This window comes from Erythrobacter sp. AP23, from assembly GCF_001542855.1.
GTDB lineage: Bacteria > Pseudomonadota > Alphaproteobacteria > Sphingomonadales > Sphingomonadaceae > Qipengyuania.
Genome location: NZ_LNBY01000001.1, coordinates 828,518 through 847,804 on the forward strand (window position 1 = coordinate 828,518; position 19,287 = coordinate 847,804).

Annotated in this window: 20 protein-coding genes; 8 read left to right on the forward strand and 12 right to left on the reverse strand. The window is 63.3% G+C overall.

Going from position 1 to position 19,287, the window contains the following annotated elements:
- Nucleotides 1–25: 25 nt before the first annotated feature.
- The 7 genes from odhB to ASS64_RS03960 all read left to right on the forward strand — a co-directional run bounded on the left by odhB (nt 26) and on the right by ASS64_RS03960 (nt 6,833).
- Nucleotides 26–1,258 (forward strand): 2-oxoglutarate dehydrogenase complex dihydrolipoyllysine-residue succinyltransferase, encoded by a 1,233-nt coding sequence (gene odhB, locus ASS64_RS03930; RefSeq protein WP_067690065.1) that lies wholly within the window; start codon nt 26–28, stop codon nt 1,256–1,258.
- A gap of 22 nt (nt 1,259–1,280) precedes the next feature.
- On the forward strand, nt 1,281–1,610 hold the full coding sequence (locus ASS64_RS03935) for a hypothetical protein (protein WP_067690067.1): 330 nt from the start codon (nt 1,281–1,283) through the stop codon (nt 1,608–1,610).
- A complete protein-coding gene (gene lpdA, locus ASS64_RS03940; RefSeq protein ID WP_067690070.1) occupies nt 1,603–3,021 on the forward strand; it encodes a dihydrolipoyl dehydrogenase in 1,419 nt (472 codons plus the stop codon). Before ASS64_RS03935 ends, lpdA begins: the two co-directional genes overlap by 8 nt.
- Before the next feature lie 46 nt (nt 3,022–3,067).
- Nucleotides 3,068–3,892, forward strand: coding sequence for a hypothetical protein (locus ASS64_RS03945; RefSeq protein ID WP_067690073.1), 825 nt, complete (start codon nt 3,068–3,070; stop codon nt 3,890–3,892).
- A 272-nt stretch (nt 3,893–4,164) separates the two neighbouring features.
- Complete coding sequence (locus ASS64_RS03950) at nt 4,165–5,499, forward strand: amidase family protein (protein WP_067690076.1); 1,335 nt, start codon at nt 4,165–4,167, stop codon at nt 5,497–5,499.
- A gap of 15 nt (nt 5,500–5,514) precedes the next feature.
- Nucleotides 5,515–6,216: a PepSY domain-containing protein gene (locus ASS64_RS03955; protein WP_067690081.1), complete on the forward strand. Its 702-nt coding sequence runs from the start codon at nt 5,515–5,517 to the stop codon at nt 6,214–6,216.
- Nucleotides 6,213–6,833: a trimeric intracellular cation channel family protein gene (locus tag ASS64_RS03960; RefSeq protein ID WP_067690083.1), complete on the forward strand. Its 621-nt coding sequence runs from the start codon at nt 6,213–6,215 to the stop codon at nt 6,831–6,833. Before ASS64_RS03955 ends, ASS64_RS03960 begins: the two co-directional genes overlap by 4 nt.
- Here the strand turns inward: ASS64_RS03960 and ASS64_RS03965 are convergent.
- The 12 genes from ASS64_RS03965 to rplO all read right to left on the reverse strand — a co-directional run bounded on the left by ASS64_RS03965 (nt 6,830) and on the right by rplO (nt 17,588).
- Complete coding sequence (locus ASS64_RS03965) at nt 6,830–7,552, reverse strand: hypothetical protein (protein ID WP_067690084.1); 723 nt, start codon at nt 7,550–7,552, stop codon at nt 6,830–6,832. The genes ASS64_RS03960 and ASS64_RS03965 overlap by 4 nt on opposite strands.
- 154 nt (nt 7,553–7,706) lie before the next feature.
- The gene (locus ASS64_RS03970; RefSeq protein ID WP_067690087.1) at nt 7,707–8,303 is read right to left on the reverse strand and encodes a hypothetical protein; all 597 of its coding nucleotides are present in this window, start codon (nt 8,301–8,303) and stop codon (nt 7,707–7,709) included.
- Nucleotides 8,304–8,436: 133 nt separating this feature from the next.
- The gene (locus ASS64_RS03975; RefSeq protein WP_067690088.1) at nt 8,437–9,789 is read right to left on the reverse strand and encodes a serine hydrolase; all 1,353 of its coding nucleotides are present in this window, start codon (nt 9,787–9,789) and stop codon (nt 8,437–8,439) included.
- A gap of 155 nt (nt 9,790–9,944) precedes the next feature.
- Nucleotides 9,945–10,364 (reverse strand): 50S ribosomal protein L17, encoded by a 420-nt coding sequence (gene rplQ / locus ASS64_RS03980; protein ID WP_067690089.1) that lies wholly within the window; start codon nt 10,362–10,364, stop codon nt 9,945–9,947.
- 168 nt (nt 10,365–10,532) lie between these two features.
- Entirely contained in the window at nt 10,533–11,588 is a 1,056-nt protein-coding gene (locus ASS64_RS03985) for a DNA-directed RNA polymerase subunit alpha (protein ID WP_067690090.1), read from the reverse strand.
- A gap of 109 nt (nt 11,589–11,697) precedes the next feature.
- Entirely contained in the window at nt 11,698–12,087 is a 390-nt protein-coding gene (gene rpsK / locus ASS64_RS03990; protein WP_006831904.1) for a 30S ribosomal protein S11, read from the reverse strand.
- Between the two features lie 56 nt (nt 12,088–12,143).
- Nucleotides 12,144–12,512, reverse strand: a complete 369-nt coding sequence (gene rpsM / locus ASS64_RS03995; RefSeq protein ID WP_067464710.1) for a 30S ribosomal protein S13 — start codon at nt 12,510–12,512, stop codon at nt 12,144–12,146.
- Between the two features lie 283 nt (nt 12,513–12,795).
- Entirely contained in the window at nt 12,796–14,154 is a 1,359-nt protein-coding gene (gdhA, locus tag ASS64_RS04000; protein WP_067690093.1) for an NADP-specific glutamate dehydrogenase, read from the reverse strand.
- An 81-nt stretch (nt 14,155–14,235) separates the two neighbouring features.
- A complete protein-coding gene (locus ASS64_RS04005; protein WP_067690094.1) occupies nt 14,236–14,880 on the reverse strand; it encodes an SRPBCC family protein in 645 nt (214 codons plus the stop codon).
- Nucleotides 14,881–14,948: 68 nt separating this feature from the next.
- Nucleotides 14,949–15,596, reverse strand: coding sequence for an adenylate kinase (locus tag ASS64_RS04010; RefSeq protein ID WP_067690095.1), 648 nt, complete (start codon nt 15,594–15,596; stop codon nt 14,949–14,951).
- A 31-nt stretch (nt 15,597–15,627) separates the two neighbouring features.
- Complete coding sequence (gene secY / locus ASS64_RS04015) at nt 15,628–16,992, reverse strand: preprotein translocase subunit SecY (protein WP_067690096.1); 1,365 nt, start codon at nt 16,990–16,992, stop codon at nt 15,628–15,630.
- A gap of 107 nt (nt 16,993–17,099) precedes the next feature.
- Nucleotides 17,100–17,588 carry a 50S ribosomal protein L15 gene (gene rplO / locus ASS64_RS04020; RefSeq protein WP_067690097.1) on the reverse strand — a complete coding sequence of 163 codons (489 nt, stop codon included), beginning with the start codon at nt 17,586–17,588 and terminating at the stop codon, nt 17,100–17,102.
- A gap of 189 nt (nt 17,589–17,777) precedes the next feature.
- Here rplO and ASS64_RS04025 point away from each other — a divergent pair, with 189 nt between their 5' ends.
- Nucleotides 17,778–19,283, forward strand: coding sequence for a hypothetical protein (locus ASS64_RS04025; protein ID WP_157075070.1), 1,506 nt, complete (start codon nt 17,778–17,780; stop codon nt 19,281–19,283).
- The last annotated feature ends 4 nt before the right edge of the window (nt 19,284–19,287 follow it).

Consider the following 19,287-nt stretch of genomic DNA (forward strand, 5'->3'; position numbering starts at 1 on the left):
AAGAAGGCCGAAGGAACCACAACACATGGCCACCGAAGTCAAAGTCCCAACATTGGGCGAGTCGGTCACCGAAGCGACCGTCGGCGAATTGCTCAAGAACGTCGGCGATGCCGTCGCGGTCGACGAGCCGCTAATCAGCCTGGAGACCGACAAGGTAGCGGTCGAGGCGCCCTCGCCCGTCGCCGGTGTGATCAAGGAGATCAAGGTCGAGGTCGGCGACACGGTCGAGGTCGATGCGGTGATCGCGATCGTCGAGGAAGGCGCCGCACCCGCCGCCAAGGGCGACGAAGCCGGCCGCGCCAAGGAAGAGCGCGAAGAGGGCAAGGACGAGCGCGCTGCCGCGCCGGCATCCGCAGCCTCCTCCGACGCCTCGCAGACGCTCTCGCCCGCGGTACGCCGCGCCGTGCTCGAACACGGGGTCGATCCGTCGACCATCAAGGGTACCGGCAAGGACGGACGCCTGACGAAGGAAGACGTAATCGCCGCGGCGCAGGCCAAGAAGTCGGGCGGCTCGGCTCCGGCTGCAAGCTCGGCAGCCCCCGCCGCAAGCGCCGGCGAGCGCCGCGAGGAACGCGTCAAGATGACGCGCATGCGCCAGACCATCGCCAAGCGGCTGAAGGGCGCGCAGGAAAACGCCGCGCTGCTCACCACCTTCAACGACGTCGACATGTCGGCCGTCATGGAAGCGCGCGCGAAGTACAAGGATTTGTTCGCCAAGAAGCACGACATCCGTCTCGGCTTCATGGGCTTCTTCGCCAAGGCCGCCTGCCTTGCGCTGAAGGACGTGCCGGCGGTGAACGCCTATATCGAGGGCGACGAGATCGTCTATCATGACTACGTCGATATCTCGGTTGCGGTGTCGGCACCCAACGGCCTCGTGGTCCCGGTCATCCGCGATGCCCAGGACAAGGGCTTCGCCCGCATCGAAAAGGACATTGCCGACTTCGGCAAGCGCGCCAAGGAAGGCACGCTGACGATGGAAGACATGAAGGGCGGCACCTTCACGATCTCCAATGGCGGTGTGTTCGGATCGCTGATGTCGACCCCGATCATCAACCCGCCGCAGAGCGCTGTGCTCGGCCTACACCGGATCGAGGACCGCCCGGTCGTGGTCGATGGCGAGATCGTCATCCGCCCGATGATGTATATCGCGCTCAGCTACGACCACCGCCTGATCGACGGCCGCGAAGCGGTGACCGCCCTCAAGATCATCAAGGAAGCGATCGAAGATCCGACCCGGATGCTGATCGACCTCTAGGAACCCGCCGGGGAGCTTTTCCATGCCGTTTCGACCGCAATTCCTCGCTCTGCCGCTTGCCGCCGTCTCGCTCGGCGCATGCGATGTCGCCACCGAAATGGCCGGCGATGCGATCAAGGGCGAGATCCGCACGCAATTCGTCCAGCAATGCGAACAGATCGCCAGCGACAATGGATTTGCGAGCGAGCTGGTGGCGCCTGCCTGCGAATGCAGCGCCGACAAATTCTCCGCCGATGCGGCGGATGGCGAGCTCGAAATCAATCGGGATCGCATCGAAGAAGTTCTGAAAACATGTGTGCAGGCGCAGCCGGGCGAACCGGCAGGCGAGCCTGCGGAGGCAATCAATGGCTGATCAGAATTACGACTACGACGTCCTCGTCATCGGCGCCGGCCCGGGTGGCTATGTCGCCGCGATCCGCGCGGCGCAGCTGGGGCTGAAGACCGCATGCGCGGAAAGCCGCGAGACGCTGGGCGGAACCTGCCTCAACGTGGGTTGCATCCCTTCCAAGGCGATGTTGCATGCGTCCGAATACTTCGACGCCGCATCGAGCGGCAAGATGGCCGACATGGGCATCGAGGTCGCGCCCAAGCTCAATCTCGAGACAATGCACGCCCAGCGCCGCGATGCGGTGAAGGGGCTGACAGGTGGAATCGAGCTCTTGTTCAAGAAGAACAAGATCGACTGGAAGAAGGGTCTCGCGACCTTCCAGGACGCCCACACGGTCAAGGTCGGCGACGAGACGGTCACCGCCAAGGACGTGATCATCGCCACCGGTTCCTCGGTCACTCCGCTGCCAGGCGTCGAGGTCGATAACGATAAGCATGTGGTAGTCGATTCCACCGGCGCGCTCGAACTGCCCAAGGTGCCGAAGAAAATGGTCGTCATCGGCGGCGGCGTGATCGGGCTGGAACTCGGCTCGGTCTGGAACCGGCTCGGCGCGGAAGTGGTCGTGGTCGAATTCCTTGACAAGCTGCTGCCCGGCATGGACGACGATGTGCGCAAGGAAGCGGCCAAGATCTTCAAGAAGCAGGGCATGGAACTGCGCCTGTCGACCAAGGTCACCGGCTGCACCGTCAAGGGCAAAAAAGCCACTCTGACACTCGAACCCAGCGCCGGCGGCGACGAGGAAACGCTCGAAGCCGATTGCGTGCTGGTCTCGATCGGCCGCCGCCCGAACACCGAGGGCCTCGGCCTGGAAAACATCGGGCTTGAGGTCAACCAGCGCGGCCAGATCGAAATCGATCACGATTTCCGCACCGCGGTCGACGGCGTCTGGGCCATCGGCGATTGCGTCCCCGGTCCGATGCTCGCGCACAAGGCCGAAGATGAAGGCATTGCCTGCGCCGAAAATGTCGCGGGCCAGACCGGCATCGTCAATCACGATATCATTCCGGGCGTGGTCTACACCTGGCCCGAATTCGCAGGCGTCGGCCTGACCACCGAAGAAGCCATCGAGAAGATGGGCGGCGACAAGACCAAGGTAAAGGTCGGCAAGTTCCCGATGCTTGCCAACAGCCGGGCGAAAACCAACCATGAGCCCTTCGGCTTCGTGAAAGTTATCGCCGAGGCCGAGACCGACCGCGTATTGGGCGTCTGGGCCATCGCCAGCGTCGCCGGAACGATGATCGCGCAGGCCGCCCAGGCGATGGAATTCGGCGCCACCAGCGAGGACATCGCCTATACCTGCCACGCTCACCCGACGCATTCCGAAGCGATCAAGGAAGCGGCCATGGCGGTCCAGGGCAAGCCGATCCACATCTAACGTGACGATGACGGCGGGCCTCTACGAAACCGACGGGGCCCGCTGAATGCGCGGGCGCAGCCTTGCCCTCATAGCGATCGCAATCCCCGTCCTCGCCGGGATCGCGTATCTCTGGATGATGGCGGCGCCGCTGGCGTATTGGGTGATCAATGCGGCGGCGATGGGTCTGGCGGCGGCTCTCGTTCTCACGGTCCCGGCACTCCAGACTGCCAAGGCGCGCCACATCCTTGCGGTCGTTCTCATCGCACTGCTCTTCGTGCCACTCCTCTTCGGGCCGCACGTCAACGGGATCGCGCGCTGGCTGCCGCTTGGCCCTTTCGCCCTGCATGCGGGCGCGCTGTTTGTCCCTTCCATCGTCGTACTCGCCGCGCGGGACGAGGACTTCGCGCCGCCGATCCTGCTCGCTGCGCTGTTGGCTGCCTCGCTCCAGCCCGATGCGGCAACCGGCCTCGCGGTAATGCTGGCGGCCGTCGGGCTCTACAATGCGCGCGGCGACTGGCGGCTGGTACCGGTGGCGGGGATCGCGTTCTTCGCGAGCCTGGTTGCAGGATTGCGAGGAGAATTGCCCGCTCAGCCCTTCGTCGAGCGCGTGCTGGTAAGCCTGGCCTTCGACCAACCGCTCGCGGCGCTGGGGCTCGCCCTGGCGCTGTTGGCATCCTTCTTTCTGATGGCGCATGGCATCCGCACGGAAAAGGCGGTTCGGCACACTCTGGCCGGTTGCCTGTTCGGCTTTTCGCTCGCGGCGGTGGTCTCCAATTATCCAAGCATCCTCATCGGCTATGGAGCGGCTCCGATCCTCGGCTTCGGCCTTGCCATCGGACTGGCAGTTGCCGGGGCTCGATCGACTACGACGGGTCTGGAAGAAAACTGACAATCGATCGCGGGTTTCTTGGTGTCACTTCACGAGTTCGCATGGCCCTTTAAGGCACCTGAAGATACCCGCCGACCGGGGCCGACCCATTCAGGGCGCACTTCGTCGACAAGCAGCTCGACCCCGCGGTGGGTAGGAAATGGGACATTCCCGTTCAGGCTATCCGCTTCTGTCGATGCGAATCAAAGAAGTCGACCGCAATCGGTCCGGCCAAGAGTGCGATTGACCGCGCCCTGCTAGTCCGACATTCCTTCCGCCGAGGGGGGAAGTCGATGAGCTATCCGAAGCTGACGAAAAAACCGGGCGCAATCGAGACTGCGGCAGCAATCCGAAAAGGCGAGCTGTCGCCGCTCGAAGCGGTCGAGGCGGTGATTGCCCGGATCGAGCGTCTCGATGCGCATATCAATGCCGTGGTGGTCACCGATTTCGACCGCGCTCGAGACCGCGCAAGGCAGATGACGGACCAGCAGAGAGGCGAAGACCAGCCGCTGTTCGGCGTGCCGATGACGATCAAGGAAAGCTTCGACATTGAGGGCCTGCCGACCTGCTGGGGGCACGAGGAATATGCCGACAACATCGCCCAACGCGATGCGAAAGTCGTGCGCCAGCTGAAGGCTGCGGGTGCGATCTTCCTCGGCAAGACCAATATCCCGCCCGACCTTGCCGACTGGCAATCGAACAATCCGGTCTATGGCCGTACCAACAATCCGCACGATCACGAGCGCTCGCCCGGCGGTTCGTCGGGCGGGTCGGCCGCCGCAGTCGCCAGTGGCATGGTGCCCTGCGAATACGGCACCGATATCGGCGGATCGGTTCGCGTACCCGCGCATTTCTGCGGTATCTGGGGGCATAAGAGCAGCTGGGGCCTAGTGTCGAAACAGGGGCACGATCATCCGCTGATGGCGGGCCGCGATGCGCATGACGGCGCGCTGTCGATCGCCGGTCCGCTGGCCCGCAATGCTGCCGACCTGCGCCTGCTGCTCGGGCTGACGCAGACCATCCCGCTGACTGCAACGGACAAACCGCTGAAGCACTGCCGCTTGCTCGCGCTGGTCGATCACCCGTCCTGCCCGACCGACGACGCCGTGCGGGCACCCATCGAGGCTGCCCTCGCCGAAATCGAGAAAGCAGGGGTGAGAGTGGACCGCACGAGCGATCTCGTCCCCGACCTCGAGGCCCAACAGGCCGACTATATGCGGATGCTCAATGTCGCCATGGCGCGCGGAATGCCGGGACCCAATGGCAAGCGCGCCAGCGCGACCGACTGGTTCGACATGCTCGACACGCAGGCGCGCAATGAAAACGCCTGGGCAGAGTTGTTCGAGACCTACGATTTCATGCTCACCCCGCCCGCGCCCGTCCTCGCCGTGCCGCATCGCGAAGGCCGCATCTTCGACGGGACGGTGACCATCAATGGCGGTGAGCAGCCGGGTGGCAGCACGCTGTGCTGGGCGGGCCTCGCGACATTCCCTAACCTCCCCGCGACGGTCTTGCCTGTGGGCGAAACGGGTGGCCTGCCTTGCGGCATGCAGGTCATATCGCGCAGGTGGGCGGACCTCGATTGCATCGCCGCGGCAGAAGCGATCGGACAGATCCTCCACGGCTAGGGAGCCACGACGTCAATGGGCAATCAGCGCGTCATGCAACGCTTTGCCAAATGGCATATCTGGCTGGGGTGGCTGGTCGGTTTCCCGATCCTGATGTGGACGGTCACCGGCCTCGTCATGGTCGCCAAGCCGATCGAAGAAGTGCGCGGCAACCACCTGCGCATGGACGTGCCTGAACGCGCGCTGCCCGCCGATACCGAAATTGCGGTCTCGCTGCCCGCCGAAAGCACCCGGCCGGTGCGCTCGGTCACCACGCAGGTCGAACGCGGCGAGACGATCACGCGGATCGCCTATATGGACGGGACAACCCAGCGCTTCCGTCCCGATGGCAGCCCCATGGGCCCGCTGAGCGAGGTCGAGGCGCGGCTGATCGTCGCCGAGGGCATCGTCGGTGGCGAAGCCGTGGCGGGGACGGCGCGGTTCGACGCCGATGACGTGCCGTTCGATTTCCGCCGCCCGATGCCCGTCTGGCAGGTTGCACTTGCCGATGGCACGCACGTCTATGTCGGCACCGAAACCGGACGCATCGAGGCCGTGCGCACGCAATGGTGGCGCACCTTCGACTTCGTCTGGGGTCTGCATATCATGGACCTGCAGACCCGCGAGGACACGAGCCACCCGATCCTGATCCTGTTCGCCATATTGTCGGTGATCGGCGCGCTGTTCGGCTGCATCCTGATGTTCCGCCGCCGCAAAACGCGCGTCGTGCCGAAGTGAACCCGGCGGTCCTCACACCCGTCCTCGACTGGCTCGACCTTGCCGGCGTGGCGATCTTCGCGCTGACCGGCGCGCTGGTCGCGGCGAAGGAGAAGCAGACTTTCGTCACGCTGGCCTTCTTCGCGCTGGTTACCGGCGTCGGGGGTGGCACGGTGCGCGACCTGCTGATCGGCGCGCCGGTGTTCTGGATCCACGATGCCTGGGTGGCGGGCGTGTGCCTGGGCGTCGCGCTATTCGCCTGGTTCACACCCACGCGCTGGTGGGAGGGCCGCTTCCTGTCGATCGCCGACGGGCTGGGTCTCGCCGCCTATGCCGTGCTGGGCGCCGCCAAGGCGCTCGAATACGGACTGCCGCCGGTGCCCGCCGCCCTGATGGGCGTCATCACGGGCTGCGTGGGCGGGATTATCCGCGACGTCGTCGCCGGGCGACCGTCGATCCTGATGCGTCCCGAACTCTATGTGACCGCAGCAGCGCTTTCGGCCAGCCTGACCGTTCTAGGCGAGTTTGCCGGGATCATGCGCGAATGGGTCTGGGTCGGCGCGACGGCTGCGGGCTATGGCCTGCGGCTCGCCGCGATCAGGTGGAATCTCGCCTTGCCCGCCTACGGCCGCGATTAACGGGGCGCGCCCTGATAGCCGGTGCCGTATTCGATATCGGCATCGATTGCGCCCTCGTCCTCGCCGGGCAGCGGCCCGCCGGGATAGGCGGGTTGAGCCGTCTCGCTGCGCGCACGGGCCGCCCGATAGACATCGTCGCCGTGCTGGCGGTCCGCTTCCGCTGTGTCCATCCCATAGGCCCCGGCGGTAGAACCCTCAGCGCCATAGCGCGTATTGCCCTGGCCATAATCGAGCGCCTCGATACGGCCGTCCTCTCCGATCGAGCAGGTGAAGCCCTGGCCGTCGAAAAGCGTGCCGGTAACGCTCCACCCGCGTGCGTTGCGATTGACCGTATCGACCGTTTCGACCCGCGCATTGCGCTCGATCTCATCGACGCACATCGTCACCGCGCGGTCGATCCCGCGCCCGTCGTCATAGCGATAATCGCCCCGGCGCGGCTGCGGATACCGCGTTTCGCGGCGCGGATAGCGATCGCGCGACTTCTCGGCGGCGCTGGCGATTGCGGCAATCCCGCCGATGATCAGGATGCCGGCCAGGATATCGCCTGCGCCAACACCGCGATGGCGATGATGACGATAGTGGCGGTAGCGACGGTGTTTGGCTGCAGTATCGTCGCCGGGAGCCCATGCCGGCGCGACATGGACAGCCGGCGGCACGCTTGGCGCGGGCAGTTCGGCGGCCTGGACCGGAGTGGCGGTGAGGGACAGCGCTGCGAACATGGCCGGCGCGGCTAAGAGCGATTGCTTGGACGGCATGGTCCGTTACCCCGTTTGGCGCACCCCCACCAAGGCGCATGACTGACAATCCCATACGTATAGGCGGTCCAGGCTAAATCCTGCCTGAACCGCCCATGGCGTTCGGGTAATGTGGGGCTTAGAGCCCGCGGATACCGCGGAAATCGACCCCTGCGACGCGGCCACGCTCGATATAGCAGGTGAACCTGCCGCGATCGCGGTCGTGGTACCCGCGGTCGTAGCCGCCCCAGCGGTCATAACGGCCCCGGCGATCATAGCGGCTGTTGTAATAGCCACGCTGCCCCTCGACCACGATCCGACCCTTGACCCGCCAGCCGTAGCGCGTGTCGTCTACATCGCGGATATCGGTCACCTGGGCATAGCGATAGCCATAGCGGCGAGCGTCCCGCTGTGCCGCCCTGACGCAGCGCTTGACGGCCCTGCGCGGATTGCCGCGGCGCGCATAGTGATGGCGACGATAGTCGCGCCCGTCGCGGTAATAGCGACCATCACGATAGTAGCGCCCGCCGCGGTAATAATCGCGATCCTTGCTGGCCGCGCTCGCAATGGCAGCAATGCCACCGATGATCACGGCACCGGCGATAACGTCGCCGACGGAAATTCCATCGCCGCCGCGGTCGCCGGCCTGCGCCGGGGTGGCTCCGGCCAGCGCCATCGCGCCGACTGCAGCCGTTGCGATCCCACCTTTCGCGAACGTCTTGGGAAATAGTTTCATCTCGAGGTCCTCCTCATCGAGGCCGCGGCGGGACTGCCCCGGCTGTGAGAAGCGTTCTAGACGAGGCGCCGTGAGGTCACGCTGAACTTGGGTTACAGGAATTGTTCAGTTTAAGGGATACTTTTCTGAACATCTATTCTGCAAGGCTTTCAAGCACATCGCGCGTGAAACCGGCGATATCGAAGCGGTGGCCGGCGGGATCCTCGCCTCGGCGGACGATGACCGTATTCAGGCTCGGGACGATCACGATGAATTGCCCGCGATTGCCCATGGCGGCGAATGTGTCGGGGGGAATGCCCTCGGACTTGTCGAACAGCCAGAAGCCCGCACCATAGCCGAAGGGACCATCGGGCTGCGGCCCGGATGGGGAGGACACATACTCCACCCAGCCTTCGGGCAGGATGCGCTCGCCCGAGGGCAGCACGCCATCGTCGAGATAGAGCCGCCCGAGTCTCGCCAAATCGCGCGCGGTCGACCAGACCTGGCTGGAGAGGATGTAATCGCCGCGCCAGTCGGTCTCGGCGACGGTGTCGTGCATTCCGATCCGTGCGAAGACTTGGGCCGGCGACTGTGCTTCGAACGCGCTCTCGATCGCCTTCACCGCGGCGAGCGTATCGTTGTTGGCATAGCGGAACACGGTGCCTGGTGCATTGACCAGCGGCCAGTGCATGGCCGTCTCCGCCACGCTCGACCCACCGTAGTAGAGTGGATTGGTTCGGTTGCCCGCCGTGTCCGAGAATCGGCCCGAGGCCATCCGCAGCAGGTGGTCGATGGTTATTGCTCGCCTGCGGTCGTTGGGCGCGACCGCGAGACCGGCGCTGCGGTCCACCTCCGCCTGCCCGTGATGAACCGCGCCACCGACCAACGTCGCAGCGATGCTCTTCGCGACCGACCACGTGCGCTGCGGTACGGCGGGCCCGAAATCGGGCGCATATTGCTCGGCGAGTGTGCTGGCGCCTCGCTGGACCAATACCGCAGTGGTCCGCGTGCCTTCACCATGCGCTCCGTCAAAGGCGCGCGAGAGACTCTCGGCCAGTAGCCCGGTCGGCGGCACGACCGCGATATGCTCGCTCCCGGCATGTGGTCGCTTGGTCCGGATGGGATGCGGCGCCCCGCCGATTGGCATCTGCTGGCAACCACGGCGGGAATCGTGCACCGCAACGCGCGGCGGCATGTCGCCAGCCCATTCCACCGATACCTGGTTCAACTCTCCGTCGGGATCGCGAAGGATCCGGTAGGGCAAATCGGCAACGATCTCGTCGAGCGGCGCCTGAATACCGGTCAGTTCCCATGCCTCGACGCTTTCGGGCGTCCGCGTCGCTCCGTTGCGTTCGGCATTGGCAATCGCGCTGCACAGGAACAGCGCCTTGTAGCCTGCCGCGAGAGCACGGTCGTAGCGCGCCTCGATTTCGTCTTGCGAGGCCGACTGCGCGGCGAGAGGGGCTGAGGCGAGCAGCGCTGCAGCTGCCAGGGCGTGTCTGATCATGCGCGCCTTGTGCCACGGCTTCTCCCACGCGCAAAACAAAAGGGCCGGAAGGTCTCCCTCCCGGCCCTATTGATCCCTCGCGAAGGCGGGGGTCTCAGGAATATGGATCGGCGCTTGCGGCCCGAGGTCCCCGCCTTCGCGAGGACGCTACGCGCTTACGCTTCTTCCATGTCCTCGTCGTTCATGACCGGGCCCGAATCCTGGCCCTTGGCGTCTTCGTCGCGGTCCACAAGTTCGATGACGGCCATCTGGGCGGCGTCGCTGCCGCGGTAGCCGGCCTTGATCACGCGGGTGTAGCCGCCTTCACGATCGGCGTAACGCTCGGCGAGGACATCGAACAGCTTCTTGAGCTGGGTTTCGTCCTGCAGGCGGCTCATGGCGAGGCGACGGTTCGACAGGCCGCCACGCTTTGCCAGCGTGATCAGCTTCTCGATGTAGGGCCGCATTTCCTTCGCCTTGGGCAGCGTGGTCATGATCTGCTCGTGCTTGATCAGCGCGGCAGCCATGTTGCGGAACATCGCGTTGCGGTGGCCGGTCTTGCGCTGAAGCTTGCGGCCGGAAATCTTGTGACGCATCGTATCTTGTCCTTCGTTCGATAGGGGCCCGTTCTAGGTAGCCCGTAGCCGGTGACCGTTTTGGCCGTCACCTTCGCCCATTCATGCGTCCCAGCGCAGGCTGGGACCTCCATCGGCAAAGCGCCGGTGGAAGGAGGCCCCAGCCTTCGCCGGGGCTCACCGATCGTCTTAGCCCAGCAGTTCCTGTTCGAGCTTCTTGGCCATTTCCTCGATGTTCTCAGGCGGCCAGCCGGGAATGTCCATGCCGAGGCGCAGACCCATCGACGAGAGCACTTCTTTGATCTCGTTCAACGACTTGCGGCCGAAGTTCGGCGTGCGGAGCATCTCGGCCTCGGTCTTCTGGACCAGGTCGCCGATATAGATGATGTTGTCGTTCTTGAGGCAGTTCGCCGAACGGACCGACAGTTCCAGCTCGTCGACCTTCTTGAGCAGGTAACGGTTGAGCTGGTTGGTGTCGCTTTCCTGCGGCTCCGCGGCCTGGCCGATCATGGCCGAGGTCGGCTGCGGGATGCCGTCTTCGAAGTGGACGAACAGCGTCAGCTGGTCCTGGAGGATGCGCGCGGCATAGGCCACGGCGTCTTCCGGAGTGACGGTGCCGTCGGTTTCGACGGTCAGCGAGAGCTTGTCGTAGTCCAGTTCCTGGCCGACGCGGGCATTCTCGACCTTGTAGCTCACCTGGCGGACCGGCGAATACAGGCTGTCGACCGGGATAAGACCGATCGGCGCATCGGCCGGACGGTTCATGACGGCCGGGCGATAGCCCTTACCGGTGTCGGCGGTCAGCTCCATGTTGAGCGTGGCGCCTTCGTCGAGGTGGCAGATCACGAGATCCTTGTTCATGATCTCGATGTCGCCCGAAACGGCGATGTCGCCGGCCTTGACTTCGCCCGGACCGGTTGCGGAAAGCTGCAGGCGCTTCATGCCTTCGCCTTCCATCTTCAGCGCGATCTGCTTCACGTTGAGGACGATGTCGGTCACGTCTTCGCGCACGCCGGCGAGGCTGCTGAATTCGTGGAGGACGTTCTCGATCTTGATCGAGGTGATCGCGGCGCCCTGAAGCGAGCTCAGGAGCACGCGGCGCAGCGCATTGCCGAGCGTCAGGCCGAAGCCACGCTCGAGCGGTTCGGCCACGAAGGTCGCCTTGCGGGCCTTGTCGCCGGATTCCTTGATATCAAGGACATTGGGTTTCTTGAGTTCCTGCCAGTTCTTGATGTTGACGGACATGAAAATCCCCTGGTTCGGATGCGGGCGGGACCGGCGCTCTTTATGGGAGCGTCCGGTCCGTGAAAGGGTGTCGGCGGCTCAGCAAGCCAAGCCGCCAGGCAGGTACGGATCAGACGCGACGACGCTTGGACGGACGGACCCCGTTATGCGGGATCGGCGTCACATCGCGGATCGAGGTGATCGTGAAACCGACTGCGGCGAGACCGCGCAGCGCGCTTTCACGGCCCGAACCCGGGCCCTTCACTTCGACTTCGAGAGTGCGCACGCCGTGCTCTGCTGCCTTGCGGCCTGCATCGTCGGCGGCGACCTGGGCGGCATAGGGAGTCGACTTGCGGCTGCCCTTGAAGCCCATCATGCCGGCGCTGGACCAGCTGATCGCATTGCCCTGCGCGTCGGTGATGGTGATCATCGTGTTGTTGAAGCTGGCGTTGATGTGCGCAACGCCGCTCGAAATGTTCTTTTTGTCGCGGCGCCTTACGCGGCCGGGTTCGCGTGCCATGGTGTGTCTTCCTTACAGTCTATCAAGAAGGGAAAAGCTGACGGACGAGCCGAAGCTTACTTCTTCTTGCCGGCGATCGGCTTGGCCTTGCCCTTGCGGGTGCGGGCGTTGGTGTGAGTGCGCTGGCCGCGAACGGGCAGGCCGGCACGGTGACGCAGGCCGCGATAGGACTTGAGGTCCATGAGCCGCTTGATGTTCATCGCGGTTTCGCGACGAAGGTCGCCTTCCACGGTGAAATCCGCATCGATCGTTTCGCGGATGCGAAGGACTTCCTCGTCGGACAGGTCCTGCACGCGGCGCGCGTGATCGATGCCGAGCTTGTCGGCGATTTCGACGGCCTTGGTGCGGCCGATTCCGTGAATGTAGGTGAGCGCGATGATAACGCGCTTGTTGGTGGGGATATTGACCCCGGCAATACGAGCCACTTACTTCTCCATGCTCCACAGGGGCCGGTGTGTCCGGTTTCCCTATCTCATCGCTCCATTCATTCGATGGTTCCGGCGGCTTGCCTAACGCAAAAAGCCCGGATGGCGCACAATTGGCTGCCGCCTGCCGGACTCACCGCAATGTCGAATGAACCGCGCGCTTAGGAGGATTCGCCTGCCGCGTCAACCGTCCAGCGCACGCAAAAGCGCGAGGCCACCGATATGGGCGGCCCGCCGGAAGATGCAACCCTTCTAGCCTTTGCGAGCGGCCAGGTCAAAACCCTTACATCACGCCGAAGGCAAGCATGGCATCCGCGACCTTCTTGAACCCCGCGATATTGGCCCCGCGGACATAGTCGACGTAGTCGCCGTTCTCGCCATATTCGACGCATTTTCCGTGGATACCCTCCATCAACTCGGTGAGCATCTCGCCGAGCCGGTCGTGATTCCAGCTGATGCGCTCGGCATTCTGGCTCATCTCGAGGCCCGAAACTGCCACCCCGCCGGCATTGGCCGCCTTACCCGGACCGTACATGATCTTGGCATCGTGGAAGACCTTCACGCCATCGAGCGTGGTCGGCATGTTGGCCCCCTCGGACACGGCGATGCAGCCATTGTCGACCAGCGCCTTCGCTTCGTCTTCATTGAGCTCGTTCTGCGTCGCACAGGGCAGCGCCAGATCGCAGTCCACATTCCATGGACGCTTGCCCTCGTGAAACGTCGCATTGGTGAAGTGATCGGCATATTCGCTGATCCGGCCGCGTCGCTCGTTCTTGAGCCGCTTGACCCAGTCGATCTTCTCCTGGTCGATCCCGTCGGGATCGTGGATGAATCCGTCGCTGTCCGACAGGGTGACGACCTTGCCGCCCAGGCTGACGAGCTTTTCCGCGGCATGCGTTGCGACGTTGCCGGAACCCGAAATGACCGCAGTCTTGCCTTCGACGTCCTGGCCCGCATGCTGGAGCATGTTCTGGAGAAAATAGACCGCGCCGTAGCCGGTCGCCTCGGGCCGCATCTTCGAGCCGCCATATTCGGTGCCCTTGCCGGTCAGCACGCCCTCCCAGCGGTTGGTGATCCGCTTGTACTGGCCGAACATATAGCCGATCTCGCGGCTGCCGACGCCGATGTCGCCCGCCGGCACGTCGGTATCGGGGCCGATATGGCGCTGCAGTTCGGTCATGAAGCTCTGGCAGAAGCGCATGACCTCGCTGTCGCTCTTGCCCTTGGGATTGAAGTTCGCCCCGCCCTTGCCGCCGCCCATCGGCAGGCCGGTGAGCGAATTCTTGAATGTCTGCTCGAAAGCGAGGAACTTGAGCACGCTTTCGTTGACGGTGGGGTGGAAGCGAATGCCGCCCTTATAGGGCCCGATCGCATTGTTGTTCTGCACCCGCCACCCGCGCTGGACGCGGATGCAATGATTGTCGTCCTCCCAGCAGACGCGAAAGCTGACCACACGGTCGGGTTCGGCGATCCGGCGCAGGATCTGCGCCTCGTGATATTCCTCCTTGTCCTCGATGAATTCGAAGACGTCCTGCGCCACCTCCTGGACCGCCTGGACGAACTCGTCCTGTCCCGGATTGCGCTTCTTCACACCCTCTATGAAGGTCGAAAGATCCACGTGCCTGTCATAGACGGATGCCATGGTGCACCTCCCCTGCTGCCCGATCGGGCGATTGATCCAGGCGACCGCGGCACCCGCGAACCGGGTGCTTCTCAGCTTGTCCTATTCGGTGTCCTGCATGGCATCAATCTGCGCCTCGATGCTCGGTTCCTCGTCCGGGACATTATCCGCGTCCGCCTGTGGCGCATCGGCACTTTCCAGCGCACCGAGGTGATCGCGCAGTCCGGCAAGCTGTTGGCTCATCACGCCATCGACGGCTTTCGAAATCGTATCGATCTCGTAGCGCATGTGGCCGCCCACGACATATTCCCAGCGGATCCGCGTGCCGCCCTCGATTCCCTCGAGCGTGATCGTCAGCACGCCCGTGGCCGGTTCGCCCTGCAGCGGGCCGAGCCCCCCGCGCATACGCAGGTTTCTGAGCGGATAGGCCTGCACGACACTCATGTGCTGCACGCTGCCGTCGAGCGAGAAACCGTCCGCTCGATCTTCTCCGGGTACGCGCTCGCAAAAACACCCGCCGGCCTGCGGGGTCAGCGTCATATTGTCGGCATCGCCCGACCACGTGTGCGCGTCGTTCCACCATGTGCCCGGGCGAGTCAGCGCGAGCCATGTGTCCAACGGACTCGCCGCCACTTCGGCCATGTCCTGTGTGACGAAGCCGGTCGCGCTCGTCTCGGCGACCTTGGCCGAAAGCGGAGCCGCTGCGAGCGCGGCAGCGGCTGCTAGGACGGTGGCTACTGGACGCATAAGACCTCTCTCCCTGATTGGGGAGAAGCCCTAAGCGAAGTCAGGAAGCTTTGAAAGCACCTGCGACGTCAGCGCGAAAGGATCGCGTCGATCGCATGGGTCACTTCATCGATCGAGCCCATGCCGTCGATCCGCGTCACGATACCGCGTGCTTCGTAACCCGGCAGAATCGGCGCGGTCTTGCCGCGATATTCCTGCATCCGCTTGCGCACGGTTTCCTCGTTGTCGTCGGGGCGGCGCTTGAATTCGGTCGAGCCACACCTGTCGCACACGCCCGGTTTTGCCGGCTGATTGAAGACATCGTGATAGCCAGCGCCGCAATTCGCGCAAGTAAAGCGGCCGGTGATACGCTCGACCAGAGCGTCCTCGTTCACCTCGAGCTCGATCACGTGGTCGAGCTTGCGACCGTGCTTGGCGAGGATCTCGTCCAACTGGTCGGCCTGCGCCGCGGTTCGCGGATACCCGTCGAAGATCGCACCGATCTCGGGGCCCATGTCGGCCAGCTTCGCATCGATCATGGCCGAGACGATCTCGTCGGACACCAGCCCGCCGGTATCCATGATGTCCGCTACCTTGCGGCCCAACTCGGTATCGGCCTTGCGCGTTTCGCGCAGCATGTCGCCAGTCGAAAGCTGGCGCATCCCGTGATGCTCGACCAGTCGCTGTGCCTGCGTTCCCTTGCCAGCGCCCGGAGGGCCCAGGAGGATGATGTCCATTGCGTAAAGTCCCCTTCGCGCCTGCTGTGCCTTATCGCAGGCGGCCCTTCAACTTCGCCTTTTTGATGAGATCGCCATATTGGTGCGCCAGCAAATGCGACTGGACCTGGCTTATCGTATCGACCGTCACGTTGACGACGATGAGCAGGCTGGTCCCTCCAAGGAACAGCGGAACGCCCGTCTGCGCAATCATATATTCGGGTAGCACGCAGACCACCGTGAGATAGATCGCCCCGATCACGGTAATGCGGGTCAATACGTAGTCGAGATATTCCTCGGTCCGCTTGCCCGGACGGATGCCGGGAATGAAGCCGCCGTTCTTCTTCAGGTTCTCGGCGGTCTCTTCCGGATTGAAGACGATCGCGGTGTAGAAGAAACAGAAGAAGATGATGCCGAGGCCGTACAGCGTCATGTAGAGAGGTTGGCCGTGCTGGAGATATTGCAACGTCGTCTGCAGAGCTCCGCCCGCGGCGGTATCGGTGTCGACCGTATTGCCGGCGAACTGGGTTATCGTGAGCGGCAATAGCAGCAGCGAGCTGGCAAAGATCGGCGGGATGACGCCGGCGGTGTTCAGCTTCAGCGGAAGGTGCGAGCGATCGGCCTGCATCATGCCCTTCTGGGTCGCGCGCTTGGGATACTGGATCAGCAGACGGCGCTGCGCACGCTCCATGAAGCAGATCACGAGGATCAGGATCACGACCATGGCAATCAGGCCCACGATGATGCCGGTGGCGATCGAGCCTTCCGAATAACCCGAACCGAGGTTCGAGACGAAAGTCGGGAACTGCGCGACGATACCCGCCATGATGATCAGCGAAACGCCGTTGCCGATTCCGCGGCTGGTGATCTGCTCGCCCAGCCACAGCAGGAACATGGTGCCACCGACGAGACTGATGACCGCGCCCACGCGGAACATGACGCCCGGATCGACCACGGCCTGCATGCCGCTCTGCGCGCCGAAGCTTTCCAGGCCCGAAGCCAGGAACCAGCCCTGGATCGCGCAGAGGAACACGGTGCCGTAGCGGGTGTACTGGTTGAGCTTCTGCCGCCCGGCAGAGCCTTCTTTCTTGAGCGCGGCCAGCGTCGGATGCAGCGCTGCGGCCAGCTGCACGACGATCGAGGCGGTGATGTAGGGCATGACGCCGAGCGCGATGAGGCTCATGCGCTCAAGGCTGCCGCCCGAAAACGTGTTGAACAGGTCGAGAATGCCGCCCCGCGTCTGATCGTAGAGGTCGCTCAGGATCAGCGGATTCACACCCGGGAGCGGAACGAAGCTTAGGAAGCGGAAGACGATCAGGGCCCCGATAGTGAACCAGATACGGTTCTTCAGCTCGGTGGCCTTGGAGAAGTTTGCGAGGCTCATATTGCTCGCGATATTGTCGGCGCGTGATGCCATGGGAATCTGTTCAATCCTGAATTGGCGCCGGTCCCTCCCGGCACAGGAAGGCTAGATAGGAAGCGGGGAGCGGAATGTCGAACCCCGCTCCCCGAATTTCCCGCCGATTATTCGGCGTCAGCCTTTTCAGCCTGCTTCGGCGCGATCACTTCGACCTTGCCGCCAGCCTTTTCGACCGCCTCGATGGCGCCCTTCGAAGCGCCGGCGACCTTGAAGCTGACCTTGGCCTTGATCTCGCCCTTGCCGAGGAGGCGGACGCCGTCCTTGCCACCACGCGCGAGGCCGGCGGCCTGCAGCGCTTCGTGGTCGACGACCTTCTTGCCGTCGAGCTTCTTGGCGTCGATGAACTTCTGGACCATGCCGATGTTCACTTCGGCGTAGTCCTTGCCGAAGGGGTTGTTGAAACCACGTTTCGGCAGACGCATGTGCAGCGGCATCTGGCCGCCTTCGAAGCCCTTGATGGCCACGCCCGAACGGCTCTTCTGGCCCTTCTGGCCACGGCCGCCGGTCTTGCCCTTGCCCGAGCCGATGCCACGGCCGACGCGGATGCGGTTCTTGCGTGCGCCCGAGTTGTCGCGGATGTCATTCAGTTTCATAGTGCACTCGCTTTCGCTTTCTAACGCCCCTTCACGGGGATCGCGCTGTTGGGAAGTCGGCGCCGATAGTCGGTTTGAACGACCTTGTCGACCCCCTGGCTGGTGCGCCGTACGTTTTATCACATCGACTAGCTGTATCTCACCCAATCTTATTGTTTATCTATAGCCAAACTATAATAGTGGTAAGAGATGGGACGATCGGAATTCGGCTCTGATCAATGGTGCGAGATGAACCCCGTGAGGCAACCGCTAAGCGCTAGGATATGCGCACTGCAGTTTACTCTGTTTCTTGTAACCACGCTTCTGATACGCGCATCTACGCTGGGCCATCCCGACTACTTTCTGGACGATGCATTCTATTTTGCATCGGGGATTGAAGTGCAGCAGGGTGCGATCCCCTTCGTGGACGTTTGGGATCGCAAACCTTACGGCAATTTTCTGCTGTTCGCAGCTATCGCCGCACTGTCGCATGACCCGGCGACATTTCAATTGGCGGCAATGGCCTTCGTGGCCACGACCGCATTGATTCTTTCGATGATAACAAGCGCCCGATTCGGAAACGTTGCCGGCACAGCCGCGGGTCTTCTGTATATCCTCCAACTTCCGCTGTTCGGCGGCGATACGGTCCAAACCCCGATATTCTATAATGCCTTGGTCGCCGGAGCCGTGTTGCTCCTCACACGCACGGCGGTGCATGAGGATCTCGCACGCACGGCAAGAACGACATCGGCATCTATGTTGCTGCTAGGGCTGGCGCTTACCATCAAAACAAGCGTCATAGCCGAGGCGATAGCGCTCGGCCTCTTTGCGAGCTGGAACTGGTGGCGATCTGCCCGCCCAAGCCCGATAAGTATGGCCGGTCAAGCTGGCAAGTGGGCACTAATCGGCGCAGCACCGTCTCTGGCCATTGCAGCCGGATACTGGATTGTGGGCTACTGGGATATCTATTGGCACGCAATGGTCGTTTCCAATCTATCGAAGGCATATGATTTTCAGACCGCAGCGGACCGCGCCCATCTCATGATGCGGCTGATTGCTCCACTCGCATTTCTAGCGGTCGCAGGATGGATCAAATGGCGCAAGCTTCCAGAAGCCAAACTCTTGGGAATATGGACATTATCCGCCCTTGTCGGACTGCTTATGCTTCGCAACTTCTATTCGCATTATGCTCTCCCGATACTCATGCCACTCGCAATCCTATCCGGCGCGATTTTGTCGAACTGGATCGCCGCGGCGCTCGCTTCGGCGACTGCTCTGGCCATTGTCTTCTGGCTTACTCCACCAACGGACTTCGCCCAGACCCGAATGGCCCAGTACGCCTTTGATCGCATGGCCAAAAGCATCCGCGCGCACGGCGGTGAGCGAGGACTATTCGTCTATGACGGTCCAGTCCTATTGTACGACGCCATACCAAGCCGACCTCCGACCCCCCTCTTTTTCCCTCCCCACCTCAACCATGACATAGAGCGCGATGTCAGCCACCTTTCCACACGACGGGAAGTCAAGAACGTCCTCGCCTCCACACCGGGCACCGTCGTGCTGGCTACCATGCCCCGCCAATATCCAGTCAATTGGGAAACCCGTCGTATGGTGTTGCGATACGTTGGTGATAATTGCCGAAAAGTCGACGAGGTTCTCATGCCAATGCGGGACCGGCTCGATAGGATTGCCGTCTGGGGCGACTGCCGCGAATGACAGA